The organism is Rhodosalinus sp. FB01, from assembly GCF_041365715.1.
Classification (GTDB): domain Bacteria; phylum Pseudomonadota; class Alphaproteobacteria; order Rhodobacterales; family Rhodobacteraceae; genus Rhodosalinus.
This window is the reverse complement of sequence record NZ_JBGFSH010000001.1, coordinates 126,934-145,318: the sequence shown is the minus strand read 5'-3', so window position 1 is coordinate 145,318 and position 18,385 is coordinate 126,934. Positions and strand designations below refer to the sequence as shown.

The following is an 18,385-nucleotide window of genomic DNA, read 5'->3' as shown; positions in this document are numbered from 1 at the left end:
CTCCTGACGCGCGCGGTCTGCGCGGGCGGCCGCGCCTGCCTTGATCTGGGTTAAGGCGGGACGCCGGTCCCCGCAGCATCGTCGCCGCGCCTGCGTGCATCCGCGCGGCGTGGAGCGGAGGCGCCCTTGGCACGTCCCCTGGAAGACGCACATGCGCGCCCGGCCGCGGACGTGGCCGAAGAGCTGGATGTCACGCCAGAGAAGGGGCTTTCCGTCCGCGAGGCCGAAAGACGGCTCGAGGAGCACGGCGAGAACAAGCTGCGCCGGACGGAGCGCAAGAGCGTCGTCGAGATCCTCGTCCACCAGTTCCAGAGCGTCATCGTCTGGCTTCTCGCGGCGGCGGCCGTGCTGTCCTTCGCGCTTGGCGACCTGGCCGAGGGCCTCGCCATCGTGGCGGTTCTGGTCATCAACGGCTCCATTGGTTTCGTGACCGAGCTGCGCGCCGCCCGCTCGATGGAGGCGCTTCTCGACATCGCGGAGGTCCGCACCCGCGTCCGCCGCGACGGCAAGGAGCGGCGCATCGACGCCCACGATATCGTGCCCGGGGACATCGTCGTGCTCGAGGCGGGCGACGTGGTCACGGCCGATCTGCGGCTCGTCGCGTGCTCCAACCTGCAAAGCGACGAATCGGTCCTGACAGGCGAATCGGCTCCCGTCGCCAAGAGCGGCGACGCCGCCGAGGCGGAGGCGGGCGTGGGCGACCGCCCCGGCATGGTCTTCAAGGGCACGGCGATCACCCAGGGCGGGGGCGCCGGCGTGGTGGTGGCCACCGGCATGGAGACCGAGATCGGCCGGATCAGCGACCTCGCGCAGAGCGCGAAAGGCGAGGCGGCGCCGCTCGAGCGGCGCCTCGACCGGCTCGGCCACCGCCTTGTCTTCCTGACGCTGGCGCTCGCCGTCGTCGTCATCGGGATCGGCCTCCTGCGCGGCTACGAGATGGCCGCGATCGTCCAGACCGGCATGGCGCTCGCCGTGGCCGCCGTGCCCGAGGGCCTACCGGTGGTGGCCACGCTCAGCCTCGCGCGCGGGATGCTGCGGATGTCGCGGCGCAACGCGCTCATCCGGCGGCTTTCCGCGGTCGAGACGCTGGGCGCGACGACGGTGATCCTGACCGACAAGACCGGCACGCTGACCGAGAACCGCATGACCGCGGTGCGCTACCTTCTCGCGGACGAGGACGTCGAGGTGGAGTGCAACGGCGAGACGGCGTTCATGTCCGACGACAGCGACGTCTCCCCGGAAAAGGACGACCGCCTTGCCTGGGCGCTGCGCGTGGGTGCGCTCTGCAACACCGCTTCGCTCGGCGACGGCGCGGAAGACGACGCGGGACAGTCCGGCGATCCGATGGAGATCGCCCTGCTTTCCGTGGCCGAGGCGTCCGGCGAGGGGCGGGAGGCGCTGCTCGAGCGCCACGAGACGCGCGCCGAGCATGCCTTCGATCCCGATCTGAAGATGATGGCCACGGTGCATGCCGCAAAGGAGGGCGTGATCTTCGCGGTCAAGGGTGCGCCAGAGGAGGTGGTCGCCGCCTGCACGCAGGAACTGGGCCCCGACGGCCCGCGGCCGCTTGACGAGGCGGGCCGGGAGGACTGGATGGCGCGTAACGGCGCGGCGGCCCGGGACGGCCTGCGCCTTCTCGCGCTCGCCATGAAGCGGGGGGCAGGCGAGGACGAGGAGCCCTACGAGGACCTCGTGCTGGTGGGGCTCGTCTGCCTGCTCGATCCGCTGCGCGAGGCGGTGACCGAGGCCATCGCGGCCAGCCGGGCGGCCGGCGTCAGGGTGGTCATGCTGACGGGCGACCATGCCGACACCGCGGAGACCATCGCGCGCGATGCGGGGCTCGGCGACGGCGAGCTCACGGTCATCCCCGGCTCGGACCTGGCCGGTTTCTCGGCCGAGGAAGCGGACGAAGAGACGCGCGAGCGTCTGCTCAGGGCGGACGTGTTCGCCCGTGTGGCGCCCGACACGAAGCTCGATCTCGTCACGCTCTACCAGGACGCGGGGCATGTCGTGGCGATGACGGGCGACGGGGTCAACGACGCGCCCGCGCTGAAGAAGGCCGATATCGGCGTCGCCATGGGGCAGCGCGGCACCGAGGTCGCGCGCGAGGCGTCGGACATGGTGCTGAAGGACGACGCCTTCGGCACGATCATCGACGCCATGCGGCAGGGGCGGGTCATCTTCGGCAATATCCGCCGCTTCGTGGTCTACCTGATGTCGTGCAACGTGAGCGAGGTGCTGGTCGTCGGACTGGCCATCGCGGCGGGGATGCCGGTGCCGCTGCTGCCGCTGCAGATCCTCTACCTCAACCTCGTCACCGATGTCTTTCCGGCCTTCGCGCTGGGCCTCGGCAAGGGGGACGAGGAGGTCATGCATCAGCCGCCGCGCGATCCCGATACCTCGATCGTGGACCGGCCGCGCTGGGTGCTGATCGCGGCGCTGGGCGCTGCGATCACTGTGGCCACGCTCGCCGCCTTCGCGCTCGCGCTCTACTGGTTGCGCCTGTCGACCGAGCAGGGCGTGACCGTGGCCTTCGTCACCCTCGCGCTGGCGCAGCTCTGGAACGTGTTCAACCTGCGCAGCCCGGCAAGCGGCTTCTTCGGCAACGTGGTCACGCGCAACCCCTATGTCTGGGGGGCGATCGCGCTTTGCCTCGGGCTCGTCGCGGTCGCGCTCTGGATGCCCGGACTGTCGGATCTTCTGGGGCTGCCCGCGCCCGGGCCGGCGGGGCTGGGGCTCGCGCTGGGGATGAGCGTCGTGCCGCTCGCCCTGGGGCAGCTTCTGCTGACGCTCGCGAGCCCCGACTGGCTCGACCCGCACGAGTGGGAGGTGCCCGGCAGCGCGGCCGCGGCCCGTCCCGACCGATCGGACCGTTAACCGCCGTCAATGCAGGGCCCGGCCGTGTGGCGGTATCAACCCGGATGCGCCCTGCCAGGGGCAGGGGCAACGCAACGCGGAAAGGAAGACGCCATGACCATGCTCAAAGTGATCGAGGTTCTCGCCGAATCCGACAAGAGTTTCGAGGATGCGGCACAGAATGCCGTGACGCAGGCATCCGAGAGCGTCCGGAACGTGAAATCCGTCTACATCAAGGAAATGAACGCGAGCGTCGAGAACGGCAAGATCACCAGCTACCGCGTGAACGCCAAGATCAGCTTCGCGCTCGACGGCGGGTCGGCCGCCTGACGGGGTCCGGGGATCGGTGCAAACGGAACGAGGACAGCCACGATGCTCATGCTGACGAGCCCGGACTTCAACCCGGGCGAGACCATCCCGACGCGCTTCACCTGCGACGGGCAGAACGTATCGCCCGCATTGCGCTGGACGGGCGTGCCCGAGGGCGCGAAGGAGTTGCTTCTGGTCTGTGACGACCCCGACGCGCCGGACGGCACCTTCCATCACTGGGCCGCCTACAATATCGCGCCGGACCGCGATTTCCTGCACGCGGGCTTCGGGCCGGAATCGATCGAGCCGGGCTTTCGCCAGGCCGTGAACGATTTCGGAAAGCCGGGCTACGGCGGCCCGTGCCCGCCCGAGGGCGACAAGCCCCACGCCTACCATTTCAGGCTGAGCGCGCTGAGCGACAGGATCGTGTCGGCGGCGCCCGACGCGACCTGCGTCGAGGTGATGCGCCTCGCCGCGCCCTACATCATCGAGTTCACCGAGCTCGTGGGCGTCTACGGCCGCCCCTGAGGCCCGGCCGACTTGCGCGAGGTCAATGCGCACGGCGCGCCGCGGCGTGAAGCTGCCTCGCAGCGTCCGCCCGCCGCGGGGCGCGGCGCGCTTAATGCAACGGAGATCGACGAGACATGCAGACGCCCCTGGAACTGACCTTCAAGCATGTGGAGCCCACCGACGAGATCAAGGCTCTCGTCCGCGAGAAGGTCGACCACCTCGAGACCTTCACCGACCAGATCACCAGTTGCCACGTCTACATTCGCGCGCCGCACGGCAGCCAGCGGCAGGGCAATCTCTACGAGGTGACGGTGGAGGCACGCGTGCCGGGCGACGAGCTCGTCGTGCATCCCCGGCAGAAGGACGCGGCCGCGCACGAGCATCTGCAGGTGGCCATCCGTGATGCCTTCGCGTCGATGGAGCGTGAGATCAAGCGCTGGAAGGACAAGATCCGCGGCGACGTGAAGGTGCATGACGGGCCCTTGCAGGGCAAGATCGTCGAGATCCACCACGACGAGGGCTATGGCCAGATCATCGCGACCGACCAGCGGCTGATCTATTTCCACCGCAACGCGGTCGTCGACGGCAGGTTCGAGGACTTGAACCCGCGCGACACGGTGGAGCTTGTGGTGCAGACCGGCGAAAGCGAGATCGGCCCGCAGGCGAGCACTGTCCGCCCGATCGGCGCGATGGAATACGATCCCTCCGGCGGGTGATCCGGCACCGTCAGCCGCCCGGTTTCACCTCTATCCTGCGGGGCGCCGCCTCCGGCCTGCGCGGCACGCGCACGGTCAGCACGCCATTGGCGAAGTTCGCCTTCGCCGCGTCGGGGTCCACGCCTTCGGGCAGCCGGATGACGCGACAGAAGGCGCCGTAGCGGCGTTCGCAGAGGGCGAGTTCGCCAGCACCGTCGCGCGCATCGACCTCCTCGCGCTTTTCGCCGGAAATGGTCAGGGTGGTGTCGGAGACCTGAACGTCGATGTCCTTCATGTGCAGCCCGGGCAGTTCCGCGGTGACGCGGACCTCCTCGTCCGACGCGACCATCTCCACGGGAGGCACGTGCGCCGCGGCGCCGTCCGGCATCGCGGCGCCCAGCCGGCGGCGCAGCGGGCCGAAGGCGCTGCCCGCGTGAATGTCCTCGAAAAGCGCGTCGATCTCGTCGCGAAGCTTCCAGAGCGGCGCGAGGCCACGCGCGGCGATCGAGCGGCGCGCCTCTTCGGTCTCGGCGTCGGGGGCGGTTTCGGGCATGTCCGTCATGGTCGGTCGGTCCTCGCTGTGGCGGGCGATGCGGTCAATATCGCCCGGCGTCAGGATGGCGGGCTTGCCTTCGGGCGGCCTTGTCGGCGATCAACGCAGGCGACGCTTTTGCGCGAGATCAATGAGGCGCCGCATTGCCGGGCCTATCCACGGTGAACGGGGCGCATGCGCCCGCAACGAGAAGGGGCCCTGAATGCGTGCGCTTTTGATCCCGGTATTGCTGATGGCCGCCGCGGGCGCGGCGCGGGCCGAGACGGTCGAGGTCGCCCGCGTGACGGTGACGGAGTGGAAGCCGATCTACGGCGAGGTCGCCACCCGCGACCGGGTGCCTGCCCGCGCGCGCATCGGCGGCACCGTGCGCATGCTCGACGTGTCCGAGGGCGACCGCGTCGAGGCGGGCCAGCGCATCGCGGTGATCGAGGACGACAAGCTCGAGTTCCGGATCGACGCGCTCGATGCCCGGCTCGAGGCGCTGCGCGCCCGCCTCGCCACCGCGCGCACCGACCTGCAGCGGGGCGAACAGTTGATCGAGCGCGGCGTGATCACCACCCAGCGGCTCGACCAGCTTCGCACCGAGGTGGAGGTGCTGCGCGGAGAGATCTCCAGCGTCGAATCCGAACGCCTCGTGGTGGAACAGCAGATCGAGGAGGGCGAGGTTCTGGCCCCCGAGGCCGGCGTGGTTCTCAGGGTGCCCATCGCGCGCGGCTCGGTCGTCACGCCCGGCGAGGCGCTGGCCGAGATCGGCGGCGGCGGCGCATTCCTGCGCCTGGCCGTGCCCGAACGCCATGCCGAAAGCCTGGCCGAGGGCGACAGCATCGAGATCGGCGGCGCGGATGCGTCGCGCCAGGGCGCGCTGGTGAAGCTTTACCCCCTGATCGAGGGCGGACGGGTGCAGGCCGACGTGGAGGTGGAGGGGCTCGACGCCCGTTTCGTCGGCCGGCGCGTGCCCGTGCGCCTGCCGGTGGGCACGCGCGCGGCGATCCTCGTGCCGCCCGGCGCGCTGGAGCGTAACGGCGGGCTCGATTTCGTGACGGTCGAGACGGGCGACGGCCCGCTCCGCCGGGTGGTGGTTCCCGGCGCGCAGGTCACCCATGACGGCCGGACATGGCGCGAGATCCTGAGCGGGCTCGCCGCCGGCGAGACGCTGGTGATCGAGAATGAGTGAGCGGCAGGGCCGGGACGAGGACACCCCCTCCGCGCCGGAGGGGCCGGGCCTTGCGGGCCGCCTGACGCGCGCCTTCATCGCCTCGCCGCTGACGCCGCTTCTGCTGCTGGCCTCGCTCGCGGTAGGGCTCATCGCGCTGGTCAGCCTGCCGCGCGAGGAGGAGCCGCAGATCTCCGTGCCGCTCGTGGACATCCACGTGCGCGCCGACGGGCTCCGCGCCGAGGACGCGGTGAAGCTCGTGACCGAGCCGCTCGAGACCATCGTCAAGGGCATCGACGAGGTCGAGCACGTCTATTCCGACACCCGCGACGACCGGGTCATGGTGACCGCGCGCTTCGTCGTGGGCGTCTCCGCCGACATCGCGATCCTGCGCGTGCGCGACAAGATCCTCGCCAACCTGGACCGCATCCCCGTGGGCATCCCCGAGCCCTTGGTCGTCGGGCGGGGCATCAACGACGTGCCCATCGTCTCGCTCACCTTCTCGCCCGCGGCGGGGCAGGGCGGGATCACCGCCGCCGACCTCACGCGGATCGCCCGCGAGGTGGAGGTGCGCCTCGCCCGGATCGAGGATCTGGGCCTCACCTTCCTGATCGGCGCGACGGAAGAGGCGCTGCGCGTGGCGCCCGACCCCGCGCGGCTGGCGCTGTACGGCATCACGCTTCAGCAGCTCGCCGCGAAGGTGCAGGGCGCCAACGCCGCCGCGCCCGTGGGCCGGCTGCGCGACGAGGGCGGGCAGATCGAGCTCGTGATCGGCGAGACGCTGTCCAGCCCCGCCGAGATCGGCAATCTGGAACTGACCGCGCGCGACGGGCGCACCGTCTACGTGCGCGACGTGGCCGATGTGGCCTTCGTCTCGGATCTCGACGAGCATCACGTGGCCACCCTGGCGCGCGGACCCGATGGCGAGGTCGCCCGCGCGCCCGCGGTCACGCTCGCGCTCGCGAAGCGCGCCGGGGCCAACGCCGTGACCGTGGCCGAGCAGATCCTGCACCGGGTGGAGGAGATGCAGGGCCACGTCATCCCCGAGAGCGTCGAGATCGAGGTCACCCGCGACTACGGCGAGACCGCGAACGAGAAGGCCAACGAATTGCTCTTCCACCTCTCGCTCGCGACGATCTCGATCGTGATCCTCGTCTTCCTCGCGATCGGCTGGCGCGAGGCGGTGGTGGTCGCGGTCGTCATTCCGGTAACGATCCTGCTCACGCTCTTCGCGGCCTATTTCATGGGCTACACGCTCAACCGGGTCTCTCTTTTCGCGCTGATCTTCTCCATCGGCATCCTGGTGGACGACGCCATCGTCGTGATCGAGAACATCGCGCGGCACTGGGGCATGAAGCGGCAGTCGATGTCGCGGCTCGACGCGGCGGTGGCCGCCGTGGCCGAGGCCGGAAACCCCACCATCGTGGCCACCCTGACGGTTGTGGTGGCGCTCCTGCCCATGCTCTTCGTCTCGGGGCTGATGGGCCCCTACATGAGCCCGATCCCCGCCGTCGCCTCGGCGGCGATGATCTTCTCCTTCTTCGTGGCGGTGATGATCACGCCCTGGCTCATGCTCAAGGTCGCGGGGCGCGCGCCGATGGATCACGACGGCGAGGGCGAAGGCTTCCCCGGCGGGCGGCTCGGCCGCTTCTACGCGGCGATGGCGCGGCCCGTGCTGGCGCGCAAGGGCGGATCGGCGCTCTTCCTGCTGATCGTCGCGGCGTTCTCCTTCGGCTCGCTCGCGCTCTTCTACACCAAGGACGTGACGGTGAAGCTTCTGCCCTTCGACAACAAGTCGGAGCTTTCCATCGTCGTGGACCTGCCCGAGGGCGCGAGCGTGGAGGCGACGGACGCCGTGGCCGAGGCGGCCGCCCGGATCGCGCTCGACCTGCCCGAGGTGATCTCGGCCCAGACCCATGCCGGAACCGCCGCGCCCTTCAACTTCAACGGGCTCGTGCGCCACTACTACCTGCGCCAGACGCCCGCGCTTGGCGAGGTGCAGGTCAACCTGGAGGCCAAGCACCACCGCGACCGCGTCAGCCACGAGATCGCGCTCGACCTGCGAGAGCGCCTGCGGGCCCTCGACACGCCCGAGGGCACGGTGCTCAAGCTCGTGGAGCCGCCCCCCGGCCCGCCGGTGATCGCCACGCTTCTGGCCGAGATCTACGGGCCCGACGCCGAGACACGGCGCGAGGTGGCCGGCAAGGTGCGCGCCGCCTTCGAGGAGGTGCCCTGCGTCGTGGACGTGGACGACAGCCAGGGCGCGCGCGCGCGGCGCCTGCGCGCGGAACTCCAGCCCTCGGACATGGATTTCTTCCGCGTGGCCGAGCGCGACGCGCTGGAGACGCTACGCCTGCTGAACGGCGAGACAACGGTGGGGTATTCGCACCGGGGCGAGGGGCGCCGGCCCATCCCCATCGTCGTGGCGCGCGACCGCTCCCGGCGGGTGATGGACGCCGAGGCGCTCTCCACCCCCGTTCCGGCCAACGCGCTGCCCGGCGGGCGCGGCGTGGTCGAGCTCGGCGACGTGGTGGAGATCGTGGAGGAGGAAACCTCCTTCCCGGTCTTCCGCCACAACGGCTACGACGTGATCATGGTGACCGGCGAGCTCGCCGGGGATTTCGAGGCGCCCCTCTACGGCATGCTCGAGGTGGCCGACCGCCTCGACGCGATGGACTGGCCCGAGGGCGCCAAGCCCGTGGTGAAGCTGCACGGCCAGCCGGAAAGCACCGAGGCGCCGGTGCTGCTCTGGGATGGCGAATGGGAGGTCACCTGGGTCACCTTCCGCGACATGGGCGCGGCCTTCGCGGTGGCGCTTCTGGGCATCTACATCCTGGTGGTGGCGCAGTTCGGCAGCTTCCGCCTGCCGCTGGTGATCCTGACGCCGGTGCCGCTCACCTTCCTCGGCATCATGCTCGGCCACTGGCTCTTCGCCGCGCCCTTCTCGGCCACCTCGATGATCGGCTTCATCGCGCTCGCGGGCATCATCGTGCGCAACTCGATCCTGCTCGTGGACTTCATCCGCCACGCCGATCCCGAGCGGCGGGTGACCATCGACATCCTGATCGAGGCCGGGGCCACGCGGTTCAAGCCGATCCTTCTCACCGCCATCGCGGCGATGATCGGGGCGAGCGTGATCCTCTTCGACCCGATCTTCCAGGGGCTCGCCATCTCGCTGCTCTTCGGGCTGGCCTCCTCCACCGCATTCACGGTGCTGGTGATCCCCGCGATCTACCGCCTCGCCAAGACCTGAGACCGGCGCCCCGGCTCAGGGCCCCGCCGCGGCCGGGTTCCGGGCCAGGAGCGCCGCCGCCACGCCCACCGCGATCGCCTGCGGGTGCTTGCCGAGGCTGGGCTCGCCGATCGGGCAGCGGATGCGCGCCACGGCCTCCGGCGCATGCCCCGCCGCCTCCAGCCGCTTGCGGAACCGTGCCCATTTCGTCGCCGATCCGATGAGCCCGCAGCCCGCGAAGCCGCGCCGCAAAAGCGCGTCGCAGAGCGCGAGGTCGATCTCATGGCTATAGGTCATGACGTAGTGCCAGGCGCCTTCGGGCGCATGCGCGGCAAGCCGCGGCAGGTCCGCGGCCGGCACCGCCGCCACGCCCTCGGGCGGCGGATCCGGCAGGCGCTCCGGCCCGGTGTCCGCCAGCGTGACCGACAGCCCCGGCAGGGGTGCGAGCGCGCCGGCGAGGGCGCGGCCCACATGCCCCGCCCCCCAGATCCAGACGGGCAGGCCGGGGGGCGAGACCTCCTCGGCGAACCAGCCCGCCGCCCAGCCCGGCCCGGCGGGCGGGTCCGCGCCCGGCGCCGCCCCGGGCAGCGCCCGCGTCCAGAGCCCCGCCTCGGGGATCTGGGCCAGCCGCGCCGCGTCGAAGCACTCGGTCACCAGCCGCACCGCGCCGCCGCAGCACTGGCCGAGATCGGGGCCGAGCGGCACCTGCCGCGCCTCGTCGCGCATCTCCGCAAAGCAGACCCGCGCCCGCGCCGCCGCCGCATGCTCGAGCGCGCCGCCGCCGATGCTGCCCGCCTGGCCGCCGGCCCAGACCAGCATCGCGGCGCCCGCCGCGCGCGGGGCGGAGCCGCGCGCCTCGGCCACCACGACCCGCGCGACGCGCCCCTCCCGCGCGACGGCGGCGGCGAGGGCCGCGCGGTCAAGCGCCATGGCGCGCCCGCTCCACCGCCGCAAGCACCCGCTCCGGCGTGGCTGGCGCGTCGAGGGCGGGGTAATGGGGCCCGCAGGCCGCCGCCGCGTCCGAAAGCGCCATCAGCACCGAGATGCCCAGCATGAGCGGCGGCTCGCCCACGGCCTTGGAGCGGTGCACCGTCTCGGCCCGGTTGTCGCCTTCCCGGAGCGCCACGTTGAAGACGCGCGGCCGGTCCGCGAAGGCCGGGATCTTGTAGGTCGAGGGCGCGTGGGTCCTGAGCCGCCCGGCCTCGTCCCAGACCAGCTCCTCGCTGGTGAGCCAGCCTGCTCCCTGCACGAAACCGCCCTCGATCTGGCCGATGTCGAGGGCCGGGTTCAGGCTGCGCCCCGCATCGTGGAGGATGTCGGCGCGCAGGATCCTGTATTCGCCAGTCAGCGTGTCCAGCGCCACCTCGCTCGCCGCGACGCCGTAGGCGAAGTAGTAGAACGGGCGCCCCTCGCCCTTCAGCCGGTCCCAGGAGATGTCGGGCGTGCGGTAGAAGCCCGTGGCCGAAAGGCTCACCCGGCCCTCCCACGCGGCCCGCGCCGCCTCCGCGAAGGCGTAGCTCTCGCCGCCCACCTCCACGCGGCCCGCGCGGAAACGCACCGCCTCGGGCCGAGCCTGGTGGCGCTCGGCCAGGAAGGCGGCCATGCGCCCCGCGATCTCCTCGCAGGCGAGCTTCACCGCCATGCCGTTCAGGTCCGATCCGGAGGAGGCGGCGGTGGCGGAGGTGTTGGGCACCTTGGCGGTATCGGTCGCGGTGATCCGCACCGCCTCGGGCGGCAGGCCGAAGACCTCCGCCGCGACCTGCGCCACCTTCTGGAAAAGCCCCTGGCCCATCTCCGTGCCGCCGTGATTGAGCGCGACGGAGCCGTCCTGGTAGACATGCACGAGCGCGCCGGCCTGGTTCAGATGGGTCAGCGTGAAGGAAATCCCGAACTTCACCGGGGTGAGGGCGAGCCCCCGCTTGATCACGTCGTTTCCGGCGTTCCAGGCCGCCACCGCCGCCCGCCGCGCCGCGTAACCGCTCGTCTCCATCAGCTCCTCGGTCATGCCCCCGAGGACGAAATCCTCCACCACCTGGCCATAGGGCGTGACGCGGCGCGCCTGCGGATCCTTCTTCTTGGGCGAAATACTCTCGGGGGGTGAGGCGGCGAAGCCGCCGAGGGGGGCGGACAGCCCCCCGCCCCCGGTTTCCGCTTCGGCATAGTAGTTGATCCGGCGCACCTCCGCCGGATCGCGCCCCACGCGATGGGCCACGTGGTCGATCACCCGCTCGATGCCGAGCATCCCCTGCGGGCCGCCGAAGCCCCGGAAGGCGGTGGCGGACTGGGTGTTCGTGCGCAGCCGGTGGCTCTCGATCCGCATGGCGGGCAGCCAGTAGGCATTGTCGGCATGGAGCATCGCCCGGTCGGCCACCGGCAGCGACAGATCCTGTGCCCAGCCGCAGCGCACGAGATGGACGAAATCGACGGCGAGAAGCCGCCCCTCCGCGTCGTGGCCCGCGCGGTAGAGCACGCGGAAATCGTGGCGCTTGCCGGTGATGGTGAAGTCGTCGTCCCGGTCGTAGCGCATCTTGCAGGGGCGCCCGGTGGCCCGCGCCGCCACGGCAGAGGCCACGGCGAGGGCGTTGCCCTGGCTTTCCTTGCCGCCGAAGCCGCCGCCCATGCGCCGCACCTCGACCCGCACGGCGTGCATCGGCAGCCCGAGCGCGTCGGCCACCTTGTGCTGGATCTCCGTCGGGTGCTGGGAGGAGGCGTGCACCACCATGTCGCCGCCCTCCTGGGGCAGGGCGAGCGCGGCCTGCCCCTCGAGGTAGAAATGCTCCTGCCCGCCGATCTCGATCGCGCCTCCCGTCACCATCGGCGCGGCGGCGAGCGCGGCTGCCACGTCGCCGCGCCCATAGACGCGCGGGCCCTCCTCGAAACGCGCGTCCGCCGCGAGGGCCGCGTCGAGGGTGAGCACGGGCGGCTCCTCGTCGACGGCGATGCGGCCCATCCGGGCCGCCTTGCGCGCGGCGAGATGGCTCGTCGCGGCAACGAGGAAGACGGGCTGGCCCAGGTAATGGACGCGCCCCTCGGCCAGGAGCGGCTCGTCATGGGCCGAGGGCGACACGTCGTTCGCGAAGGGCAGGTCCGCCGCCGTCAGCACCGCCGCCACGCCCGGCGCGGCGCGCACCGCGTCGAGCTCGAGCGCCCGGATCGCCCCCCGCGCGGCCGGCGAGAGGCCGAAGGCGAGATGCAGGCAATCGGCCGGGACGGGGATGTCGTCCACGTAGCGCGCGCTGCCGTCCACGTGGCGGCCCGCGGCGTCATGGGGGAGCGGCCGCGCGACGCTCACGGCGCCACCTCCAGCACATGGGCCGGCCGGCCGGCATGGGCGTGCACCGCGCGAAGCAGAAGGTACCGCGCGACGGCGAGGCGGTAGCCGGCGCTCGCGCGCATGTCGGAGATCGGCTGGAAATCCTCGGCCCAGGCCGCGTCGGCGGCGGCGACGCCCGCCTCGGTGAAGGGCTGGCCGAGGAGCGCGGCCTCCACGGCGCGCGCCCGCTTCGGGACGCCCGCCATGCCGCCGAAGGCGATCCGGGCCGCCGCGACGCGGCCGTCCTCCAGCGCGAGGTCGAAGGCGCCGCAGACCGCCGAGATGTCCTGGTCGAAGCGTTTCGAGACCTTCCAGGCGAAAAGCCGGTCGGGCTGGCGCGGGATCGAGACCGCTTCCACGAACTCTCCGGGCGCGCGGTCCTGCCGGGCGTAGTCGAGGAAGAAGTCCTCGAGCGGCAGGCTCCGCCGGGCCGCGCCCTTGCGCAGATGCAACGTGGCGCCGAGCGCGATGAGGGGCGGCGGCCCGTCGCCGATGGGCGAGCCGTTGGCGATGTTGCCGCCGATGGTGGCGGCCGCGCGGACCTGCTCGGAGCCGTAGCGGCGCAGGATCTCGGCGAAGGCCGGGTGGCGGGGCTCCATCGCCGTGCGGAGCCGCTCGATGGTGACGCCCGCGCCGATGCGGATCTCCGTCTCCGTCTCCTCGATCCGCTGCAGGTCGCGGCAGCGGTGCAGGAAGGCGACGGGGCCCAGATCGCGGAGCTGTTTCGTCACCCAAAGCCCCACATCCGTCGCCCCGGCGACGAGCGTGGCCTCGGGGTGGGCGGCATACCAGTCGGCGAGCGCGTCGGCGCTTTCCGGCAGGACGCAGGCAGGGGGGCTGTCCGCCCCCCTCGGCGGCTTCGCCGCCTCACCCCCCGAGAGTATTTCGCCCAAGAAGAAGGGCGGGTCGGCGTCGACCGCGGCGCTGTCCTCGGCGAGCCAGGCGGGGCGGGGCGAGTCCTCGATCGCGCGGGCGGCGCGCAGGATCGGCGCGTAGCCGGTGCAGCGGCAGAGATTGCCGGCGAGCTGGTCGTCGTGGTCGGTGCGCCCGCGGGCGTGCGCGGCGGCCATGGCGACCACGAAGCCCGGCGTGCAGAAGCCGCACTGGCTGCCGTGATGCGCCACCATCGCCGTCTGGGCGGGGTGGGGCGCACCGTCCGGCCCGGCGAGGCCCTCCACCGTGCGCACGGCCTTGCCGTGGAGCTGGGGCAGGAAGAGGATGCAGGCGTTGAGGGCCCTCGGGCCGGTCGCGGCGTCGGTCACCATGACGCTGCAGGCGCCGCAGTCGCCCTCGTTGCAGCCCTCCTTCGTTCCGGTCAGGCCACGGCGGCGCAGCCAGTCGAGGAGCGTCTCGGTCGGATGGGCCTCGGTCTCCACGGGGGTGCCGTTGAGCAGGAAGGCTGTTCGCATGTCGGTCAAGTCGCCGCGTTACCCTCTGGACCGGGGCGCCCCCTTCGATGCGGCGTAGAAGGGGCCGGCTGTTCCGTGCGCCGTGTGGCATGCTGCCGCGTGCGCGCTGCCTTTTCAAGGGCGTCGGTCGGGCCGTGTGGGCGGGCGCCGCGGCGCGGCCCGTCGCGGGGTGTCAGGTCGGCGCGCGCTCGGCCCAGCCCGCGAAGATCCGCTCGAGCGCCACGACGACGTAGTAGAGAAGGATCCCCAGAACCGCGAGGGCGATGAGCACCGCGAACATCAGCGGGTAGTCGGAATTCGTCTTGCCGGAATCGAACAGCGCGCCCAGGCCGCGGCCATGGGGCGAGACGATCTCCATCAGGTTGGTGCCGATGAAGGCGAGCGTCACCGAGACCTTCAGCGCGCCGAAGAACTCCGGCAGGGTCTTCGGCAGGGCGATCTTCCAGAAGATCTTCGACTGCGAGGCGCCGAGCGAGCGCAGGATGTCGCGGTATTCGGGCTCGAGCGTGGACAGGCCGATGGAGACCGAGACCGCGATCGGGAAGAAGGAGATCATGAAGGCGATGAGCACGGTGTTGAAGTCGTGTGCGCCCACGAAGATGAGCGCGACGATGGGCACCACGGTGGCCTTCGGGATCGCGTTGAACCCCACCAGCAGCGGGTAGAGCGCGTCGCGCATCATGCGCGAGAAGCCCATCACCATGCCGAGCGCCACGCCCACCACCACCGCGAGCAGGAGCCCCAGCACCGTGCGCCAGAGCGTCTGCCAGCCCATGATCACGAAGAGGTCCCAGTATTTCGCGTAGGCGGGCACGAGGTCGGAGGGCGAGGCCATCTTGTAGTCGGGCCAGCCATTGGCCCAGACGGCCGCTTCCCAGAGAACGAGAAACACCAGGATGGCGACGAGCGGCGCCGCGGCCCGGCGCAGGCCCCGGGTCATTGCGCGGCCTCGGGCGTGTCGGTGCCGGCGCGGCCCTGGGCGATCTCGATCTGGTGGCGCAGCTCTGCAAGCATGTCCGCCGCCTCTGCCGTGTAGAGGTGATCGAGGTCGCGCGGCCCGGCCTGCGGCAGGTCGAGCACGTATTGCGTGCGTGCCGGGCGGCCCGAGAGCACCACCACCCGGTCCGCGAGGAAGATCGATTCGCGCAGGTCGTGGGTGATGAGCACGCCGGTGAAGGGTTCCTTTTCCTTGAGCGCGTGCATGGTCTGCCAGAGATCCTCGCGGGTGAAGGCGTCGAGCGCGCCGAAGGGTTCGTCGAGGATCAGCACCTCGGGCTGGTGGATGAGCGCGCGGCAGAGCGACGCGCGCTGGCGCATGCCGCCCGAAAGCTCGGAGGGGCGCTTGTCCTCGAAGCCCTCGAGCCCCACGAGTGACAGGAGACGGCGCGCCCGTGCCTCCTGCTTGGCGCGCGAGAGCGGCGTCTTCACGATCTCCAGGGGCAGCAGCACGTTCTTCAGGATCGTGCGCCACTCCAGCAGAACCGGGTTCTGGAACGCCATGCCCACGTTGGAGCGCGGCCCGGTGATGGGCGTGCCGTGCACGCGCACCTCGCCCGCGTCGGGGATCATCAGCCCCGCGATCAGCCGCGTGAGCGTGGACTTGCCGCAGCCCGACGGGCCCACCACGGCGACGAAGCCGCCCTCGTTCACCGTGATGTCGAGCCCGTCGAGGACCGGCAGCGGCCCGTCCTCGGTGCGGTAGGCATGGCGCACGCCGCGGATGTCTATCAGGTTTTCCAATGGCCTGCTCGTGGTCTCGTGTGTGGCGCGCGGGCCTCTTGCGGCCCGCGCGCGGTCGCGTCAGTCGAGCGGGAAGCCGCCCTCGGGCAGGTAGGCGTCGGTGAAGTAGAGCGACGCGTCGGGCGCGTTCTGGAACTCGTAGGTCAGCGCGATCTGCTCCAGCGCCGTGGCCATGCGGTCGGCATCCACGGTGCCCATGCCATTCGCGGCGGTATAGTCGGTGACCACGTTGGCGTCGATGGCGAGTGCGAGGCGGCGTTCCTCGAGCGCGGCGTCCGCGGCGGGATTGCGCGCCACGAGGCTCTCGATCGCCGCGGCCGGCTCCGCGATGGCGTCCTTCCAGCCCATGGCGACCGCTTCGAGGAAGCCTTCGACCGCCGCCGGGTTCGCGGCGGCGAACTCGGTGTTGACGATGACCGCGTTGCCGTAAAGCGCGACGCCGTGATCGGCCATCAGGATGGTCGAGATGTCGTCCTCGGGCACGCCGAGGCGCACGAGGTTCAGGAAGGACGAGAAGGAAAAGCCCGTCACCGCGTCCACCTCGCCCTCGGCGAGCATGGGCTCGCGGGTCGGGAAGCCCACCGGCTCCACGGTGATCGCGTCCATGTCGAGATCGTTCTCGGCGGCGAAGATCGGGAACTGCGCCCAGGCGCCGTCGGGCGGCGGCGCGCCCAGGACGCGCCCCTCGAGATCCTTGGGCGCCTCGACGCCCTGGCTCTTGCGGCCGACCACCGCGAAGGGCGGCTTGTCGTAGACCATCATCACGGCGGTCACCGGCGCGCCCGGGTTCTGGTCGAGGAACTTGATGAGGCTGTTGATGTCGGCGAAGCCCACCGGGAAGGCGCCGGTCGCGACCTTCGGGATGGCGTCGAGCGAGCCCTGGCCAGCGGTGATCTCGACCTCGAGCCCGACATCGGCGAAATACCCCTTGTCGATGGCGACGAAGTAGGGCGCGGCGGGGCCTTCGAACTTCCAGTCGAGCGCGAAGGGCATGGCGGTCTGCGCCGTGGCGGCGCCTGCGAAGGCCGCGAAGGCGGCGGCGGCGAGGATCGGGCGATGGAACACGTCTGGTCTCCCTGTTGTCGTTGGCGGACGTTCGTGGGTGCACCCGTCCGTCTGTGTCGTCCCGCCGGTCTTGGCCATGCCCCGCGCTGGCGCGCAGGCGTCAGAGCCGCCGGCTGGCCGGGCAACGATACAGATTTGGGCGATTCGCTTAATCCCGGGGCAGAAATTTCCTGCGCCTGCGTGTCCGGCTGTGCAAGGACCGCGTCCCGCCGCCCCCGGCCGGTATCGCCCGGGACGCGTTCGCGGGGTGGCGTGAAAATGAGCAACGCGGCTCAAACCGCTCATGAAGCAGGCGGTAGGGCGTGCCGCAGCCGGTGCGAGCGGCGCACGGCGCTGCCGGCCGGGTGTCATGGCTGTTGAAAGAGGGGCGACGCGATCGCGACCCCGGGAAGCCCAAGGCGATGACCCATGCCCTTCGACAAGCGTGAAACCCTGCCCGTCCAGCCGCGGGCGCAGGGCGCGCTGCGGGTGTCGGCGAAGGCGGGCCCGGGGGGCGGTCGGCTCGAGGCGCTGCGCGCGCAAGGCTCGCTGCGCGCGCTCTTTCCGCGGGGCGCGCGGGGCGTGGAGGTCTGCCTCGTGAACACGGCGGGCGGGCTGACCGGCGGCGATCGCGTCGCGGTGGAGGCCACGGCCGGCGCGGGCGCGACGATCACGCTGTCGACCCAGGCGGCGGAGCGGGCCTACCGCGCCGAGCCGGGCAGCGAGGCGCGGCTCAACGTGCGCCTCGCGGCGGGGCCGGGCGCGCGGCTCTCCTGGCTGCCGCAGGAGACGATTCTTTACGACGGCGCGGCGCTGGCGCGGCGGCTGCACGTCGATCTTGCCGGCGACGCGCGGCTCCTCTTGGTGGAGCCGCTGGTCTTCGGGCGCGCGGCCATGGGGGAGCGTCTTCGGGAGCTGCGCTTTCGCGACCGGATCGAGATCCGGCGCGACGGGCGGCTCGCCTGGCTCGACGCGGTGCGCCTCGAGGGCTGCGCGGCGGAGCTGCTTGCGCGTCCGGGCGTGGCGGCGGGCGCGGGCGCGATGGCGGCCCTGGTCTACGCGGGGCCCGACGCGGCGGCGCAACTCGGTCCGCTGCGCGCGGCGTTCGGGGCCTCGGGCGGGGCGAGCCTGGTCGAGGACGGCCTTCTGGCCGCGCGGGTTCTCGCGCCCGAGTCTCACGCGTTGCGCCGCGCGCTCCTGCCCGCGCTCGACCGGCTGACCGGCGACAGTCTTCCCAAGGCCTGGAGGCTCTGACGATGCTGCTCACCCCCCGCGAACGGGACAAGCTGATGGTGGCCATGGCCGCCGAGGTGGCGCGGCGGCGCCTTGCCCGCGGCGTGAAGCTCAACCACCCCGAGGCCGTGGCGCTCATCACCGACGCGGTGGTGGAGGGCGCCCGCGAGGGGCGCTCGGTGGCCGACATGATGGAGGCGGGCGCGCAGGTCGTCACCCGCGAGATGTGCATGGAGGGCGTGCCCGAGATGATCCCCGACGTGCAGGTCGAGGCCACCTTTCCCGACGGCACCAAGCTCGTGACCGTCCACAACCCCATCCGCTGAAGAAAGGACTTC

Annotated in this window: 15 protein-coding genes; 8 read left to right on the top strand and 7 right to left on the bottom strand. The window is 71.6% G+C overall.

Annotation, left to right across the window (positions count from 1 at the left end; genetic code table 11):
• Positions 1-126 precede the first annotated feature (126 nt).
• From AB6A65_RS00605 to AB6A65_RS00590, 4 genes are all read left to right on the top strand, one after another.
• Positions 127-2,877, top strand: a complete 2,751-nt coding sequence (locus tag AB6A65_RS00605; RefSeq protein WP_371036414.1) for a cation-translocating P-type ATPase — start codon at positions 127-129, stop codon at positions 2,875-2,877.
• A gap of 93 nt (positions 2,878-2,970) precedes the next feature.
• Positions 2,971-3,186 carry a dodecin family protein gene (locus AB6A65_RS00600; RefSeq protein ID WP_371036413.1) on the top strand — a complete coding sequence of 72 codons (216 nt, stop codon included), beginning with the start codon at positions 2,971-2,973 and terminating at the stop codon, positions 3,184-3,186.
• Between the two features lie 42 nt (positions 3,187-3,228).
• Complete coding sequence (locus AB6A65_RS00595; RefSeq protein ID WP_371036412.1) at positions 3,229-3,693, top strand: YbhB/YbcL family Raf kinase inhibitor-like protein; 465 nt, start codon at positions 3,229-3,231, stop codon at positions 3,691-3,693.
• A gap of 116 nt (positions 3,694-3,809) precedes the next feature.
• Complete coding sequence (locus tag AB6A65_RS00590; RefSeq protein WP_371036411.1) at positions 3,810-4,391, top strand: HPF/RaiA family ribosome-associated protein; 582 nt, start codon at positions 3,810-3,812, stop codon at positions 4,389-4,391.
• 10 nt (positions 4,392-4,401) lie between these two features.
• Here AB6A65_RS00590 and AB6A65_RS00585 read toward each other — a convergent pair whose 3' ends face one another.
• Positions 4,402-4,932: an Hsp20/alpha crystallin family protein gene (locus AB6A65_RS00585; RefSeq protein WP_371036410.1), complete on the bottom strand. Its 531-nt coding sequence runs from the start codon at positions 4,930-4,932 to the stop codon at positions 4,402-4,404.
• A gap of 193 nt (positions 4,933-5,125) precedes the next feature.
• On the opposite strand from AB6A65_RS00585, the gene AB6A65_RS00580 reads away from it, so the two are divergent.
• Together AB6A65_RS00580 and AB6A65_RS00575 are read left to right on the top strand one after the other, a co-directional pair.
• Positions 5,126-6,097, top strand: coding sequence for an efflux RND transporter periplasmic adaptor subunit (locus AB6A65_RS00580; RefSeq protein WP_371036409.1), 972 nt, complete (start codon positions 5,126-5,128; stop codon positions 6,095-6,097).
• Positions 6,090-9,329, top strand: coding sequence for an efflux RND transporter permease subunit (locus tag AB6A65_RS00575; protein ID WP_371036408.1), 3,240 nt, complete (start codon positions 6,090-6,092; stop codon positions 9,327-9,329). Before AB6A65_RS00580 ends, AB6A65_RS00575 begins: the two co-directional genes overlap by 8 nt.
• Positions 9,330-9,344: 15 nt before the next feature.
• Here AB6A65_RS00575 and xdhC read toward each other — a convergent pair whose 3' ends face one another.
• From xdhC to AB6A65_RS00545, 6 genes are all read right to left on the bottom strand, one after another.
• Positions 9,345-10,238: a xanthine dehydrogenase accessory protein XdhC gene (gene xdhC, locus AB6A65_RS00570; protein WP_371036407.1), complete on the bottom strand. Its 894-nt coding sequence runs from the start codon at positions 10,236-10,238 to the stop codon at positions 9,345-9,347.
• Positions 10,228-12,600, bottom strand: coding sequence for a xanthine dehydrogenase molybdopterin binding subunit (gene xdhB / locus AB6A65_RS00565; RefSeq protein WP_371036406.1), 2,373 nt, complete (start codon positions 12,598-12,600; stop codon positions 10,228-10,230). The genes xdhC and xdhB overlap by 11 nt, the downstream gene beginning before the upstream one ends.
• Positions 12,597-14,030 (bottom strand): xanthine dehydrogenase small subunit, encoded by a 1,434-nt coding sequence (gene xdhA / locus AB6A65_RS00560; protein WP_371036405.1) that lies wholly within the window; start codon positions 14,028-14,030, stop codon positions 12,597-12,599. Before xdhA ends, xdhB begins: the two co-directional genes overlap by 4 nt.
• Before the next feature lie 172 nt (positions 14,031-14,202).
• Positions 14,203-14,970 (bottom strand): ABC transporter permease, encoded by a 768-nt coding sequence (locus AB6A65_RS00555; RefSeq protein ID WP_371036404.1) that lies wholly within the window; start codon positions 14,968-14,970, stop codon positions 14,203-14,205.
• Positions 14,967-15,770, bottom strand: coding sequence for an ABC transporter ATP-binding protein (locus AB6A65_RS00550; RefSeq protein WP_371036403.1), 804 nt, complete (start codon positions 15,768-15,770; stop codon positions 14,967-14,969). Before AB6A65_RS00550 ends, AB6A65_RS00555 begins: the two co-directional genes overlap by 4 nt.
• Positions 15,771-15,830: 60 nt before the next feature.
• Positions 15,831-16,835, bottom strand: a complete 1,005-nt coding sequence (locus tag AB6A65_RS00545) for an ABC transporter substrate-binding protein (RefSeq protein WP_371036402.1) — start codon at positions 16,833-16,835, stop codon at positions 15,831-15,833.
• Positions 16,836-17,243: 408 nt separating this feature from the next.
• Here AB6A65_RS00545 and AB6A65_RS00540 point away from each other — a divergent pair, with 408 nt between their 5' ends.
• Both AB6A65_RS00540 and AB6A65_RS00535 read left to right on the top strand, forming a co-directional pair.
• A complete protein-coding gene (locus tag AB6A65_RS00540; protein WP_371036401.1) occupies positions 17,244-18,068 on the top strand; it encodes an urease accessory protein UreD in 825 nt (274 codons plus the stop codon).
• 2 nt (positions 18,069-18,070) lie between these two features.
• On the top strand, positions 18,071-18,373 hold the full coding sequence (locus AB6A65_RS00535) for an urease subunit gamma (RefSeq protein WP_371036400.1): 303 nt from the start codon (positions 18,071-18,073) through the stop codon (positions 18,371-18,373).
• Positions 18,374-18,385: the final 12 nt, after the last annotated feature.

What these genes read in the sequence shown, in the direction of transcription:
- AB6A65_RS00600 (WP_371036413.1), top strand. Translation starts at nt 2,971, where the DNA reads ATGACCATGCTCAAAGTGATCGAGGTTCTCGCCGAATCCGACAAGAGT.
- AB6A65_RS00595 (WP_371036412.1), top strand. Translation starts at nt 3,229, where the DNA reads ATGCTCATGCTGACGAGCCCGGACTTCAACCCGGGCGAGACCATCCCG.
- AB6A65_RS00590 (WP_371036411.1), top strand. Translation starts at nt 3,810, where the DNA reads ATGCAGACGCCCCTGGAACTGACCTTCAAGCATGTGGAGCCCACCGAC.
- AB6A65_RS00585 (WP_371036410.1), bottom strand. Translation starts at nt 4,932, where the DNA reads ATGACGGACATGCCCGAAACCGCCCCCGACGCCGAGACCGAAGAGGCG.
- AB6A65_RS00580 (WP_371036409.1), top strand. Translation starts at nt 5,126, where the DNA reads ATGCGTGCGCTTTTGATCCCGGTATTGCTGATGGCCGCCGCGGGCGCG.
- AB6A65_RS00575 (WP_371036408.1), top strand. Translation starts at nt 6,090, where the DNA reads ATGAGTGAGCGGCAGGGCCGGGACGAGGACACCCCCTCCGCGCCGGAG.
- xdhC (WP_371036407.1), bottom strand. Translation starts at nt 10,238, where the DNA reads ATGGCGCTTGACCGCGCGGCCCTCGCCGCCGCCGTCGCGCGGGAGGGG.
- xdhA (WP_371036405.1), bottom strand. Translation starts at nt 14,030, where the DNA reads ATGCGAACAGCCTTCCTGCTCAACGGCACCCCCGTGGAGACCGAGGCC.
- AB6A65_RS00555 (WP_371036404.1), bottom strand. Translation starts at nt 14,970, where the DNA reads ATGACCCGGGGCCTGCGCCGGGCCGCGGCGCCGCTCGTCGCCATCCTG.
- AB6A65_RS00540 (WP_371036401.1), top strand. Translation starts at nt 17,244, where the DNA reads ATGCCCTTCGACAAGCGTGAAACCCTGCCCGTCCAGCCGCGGGCGCAG.
- AB6A65_RS00535 (WP_371036400.1), top strand. Translation starts at nt 18,071, where the DNA reads ATGCTGCTCACCCCCCGCGAACGGGACAAGCTGATGGTGGCCATGGCC.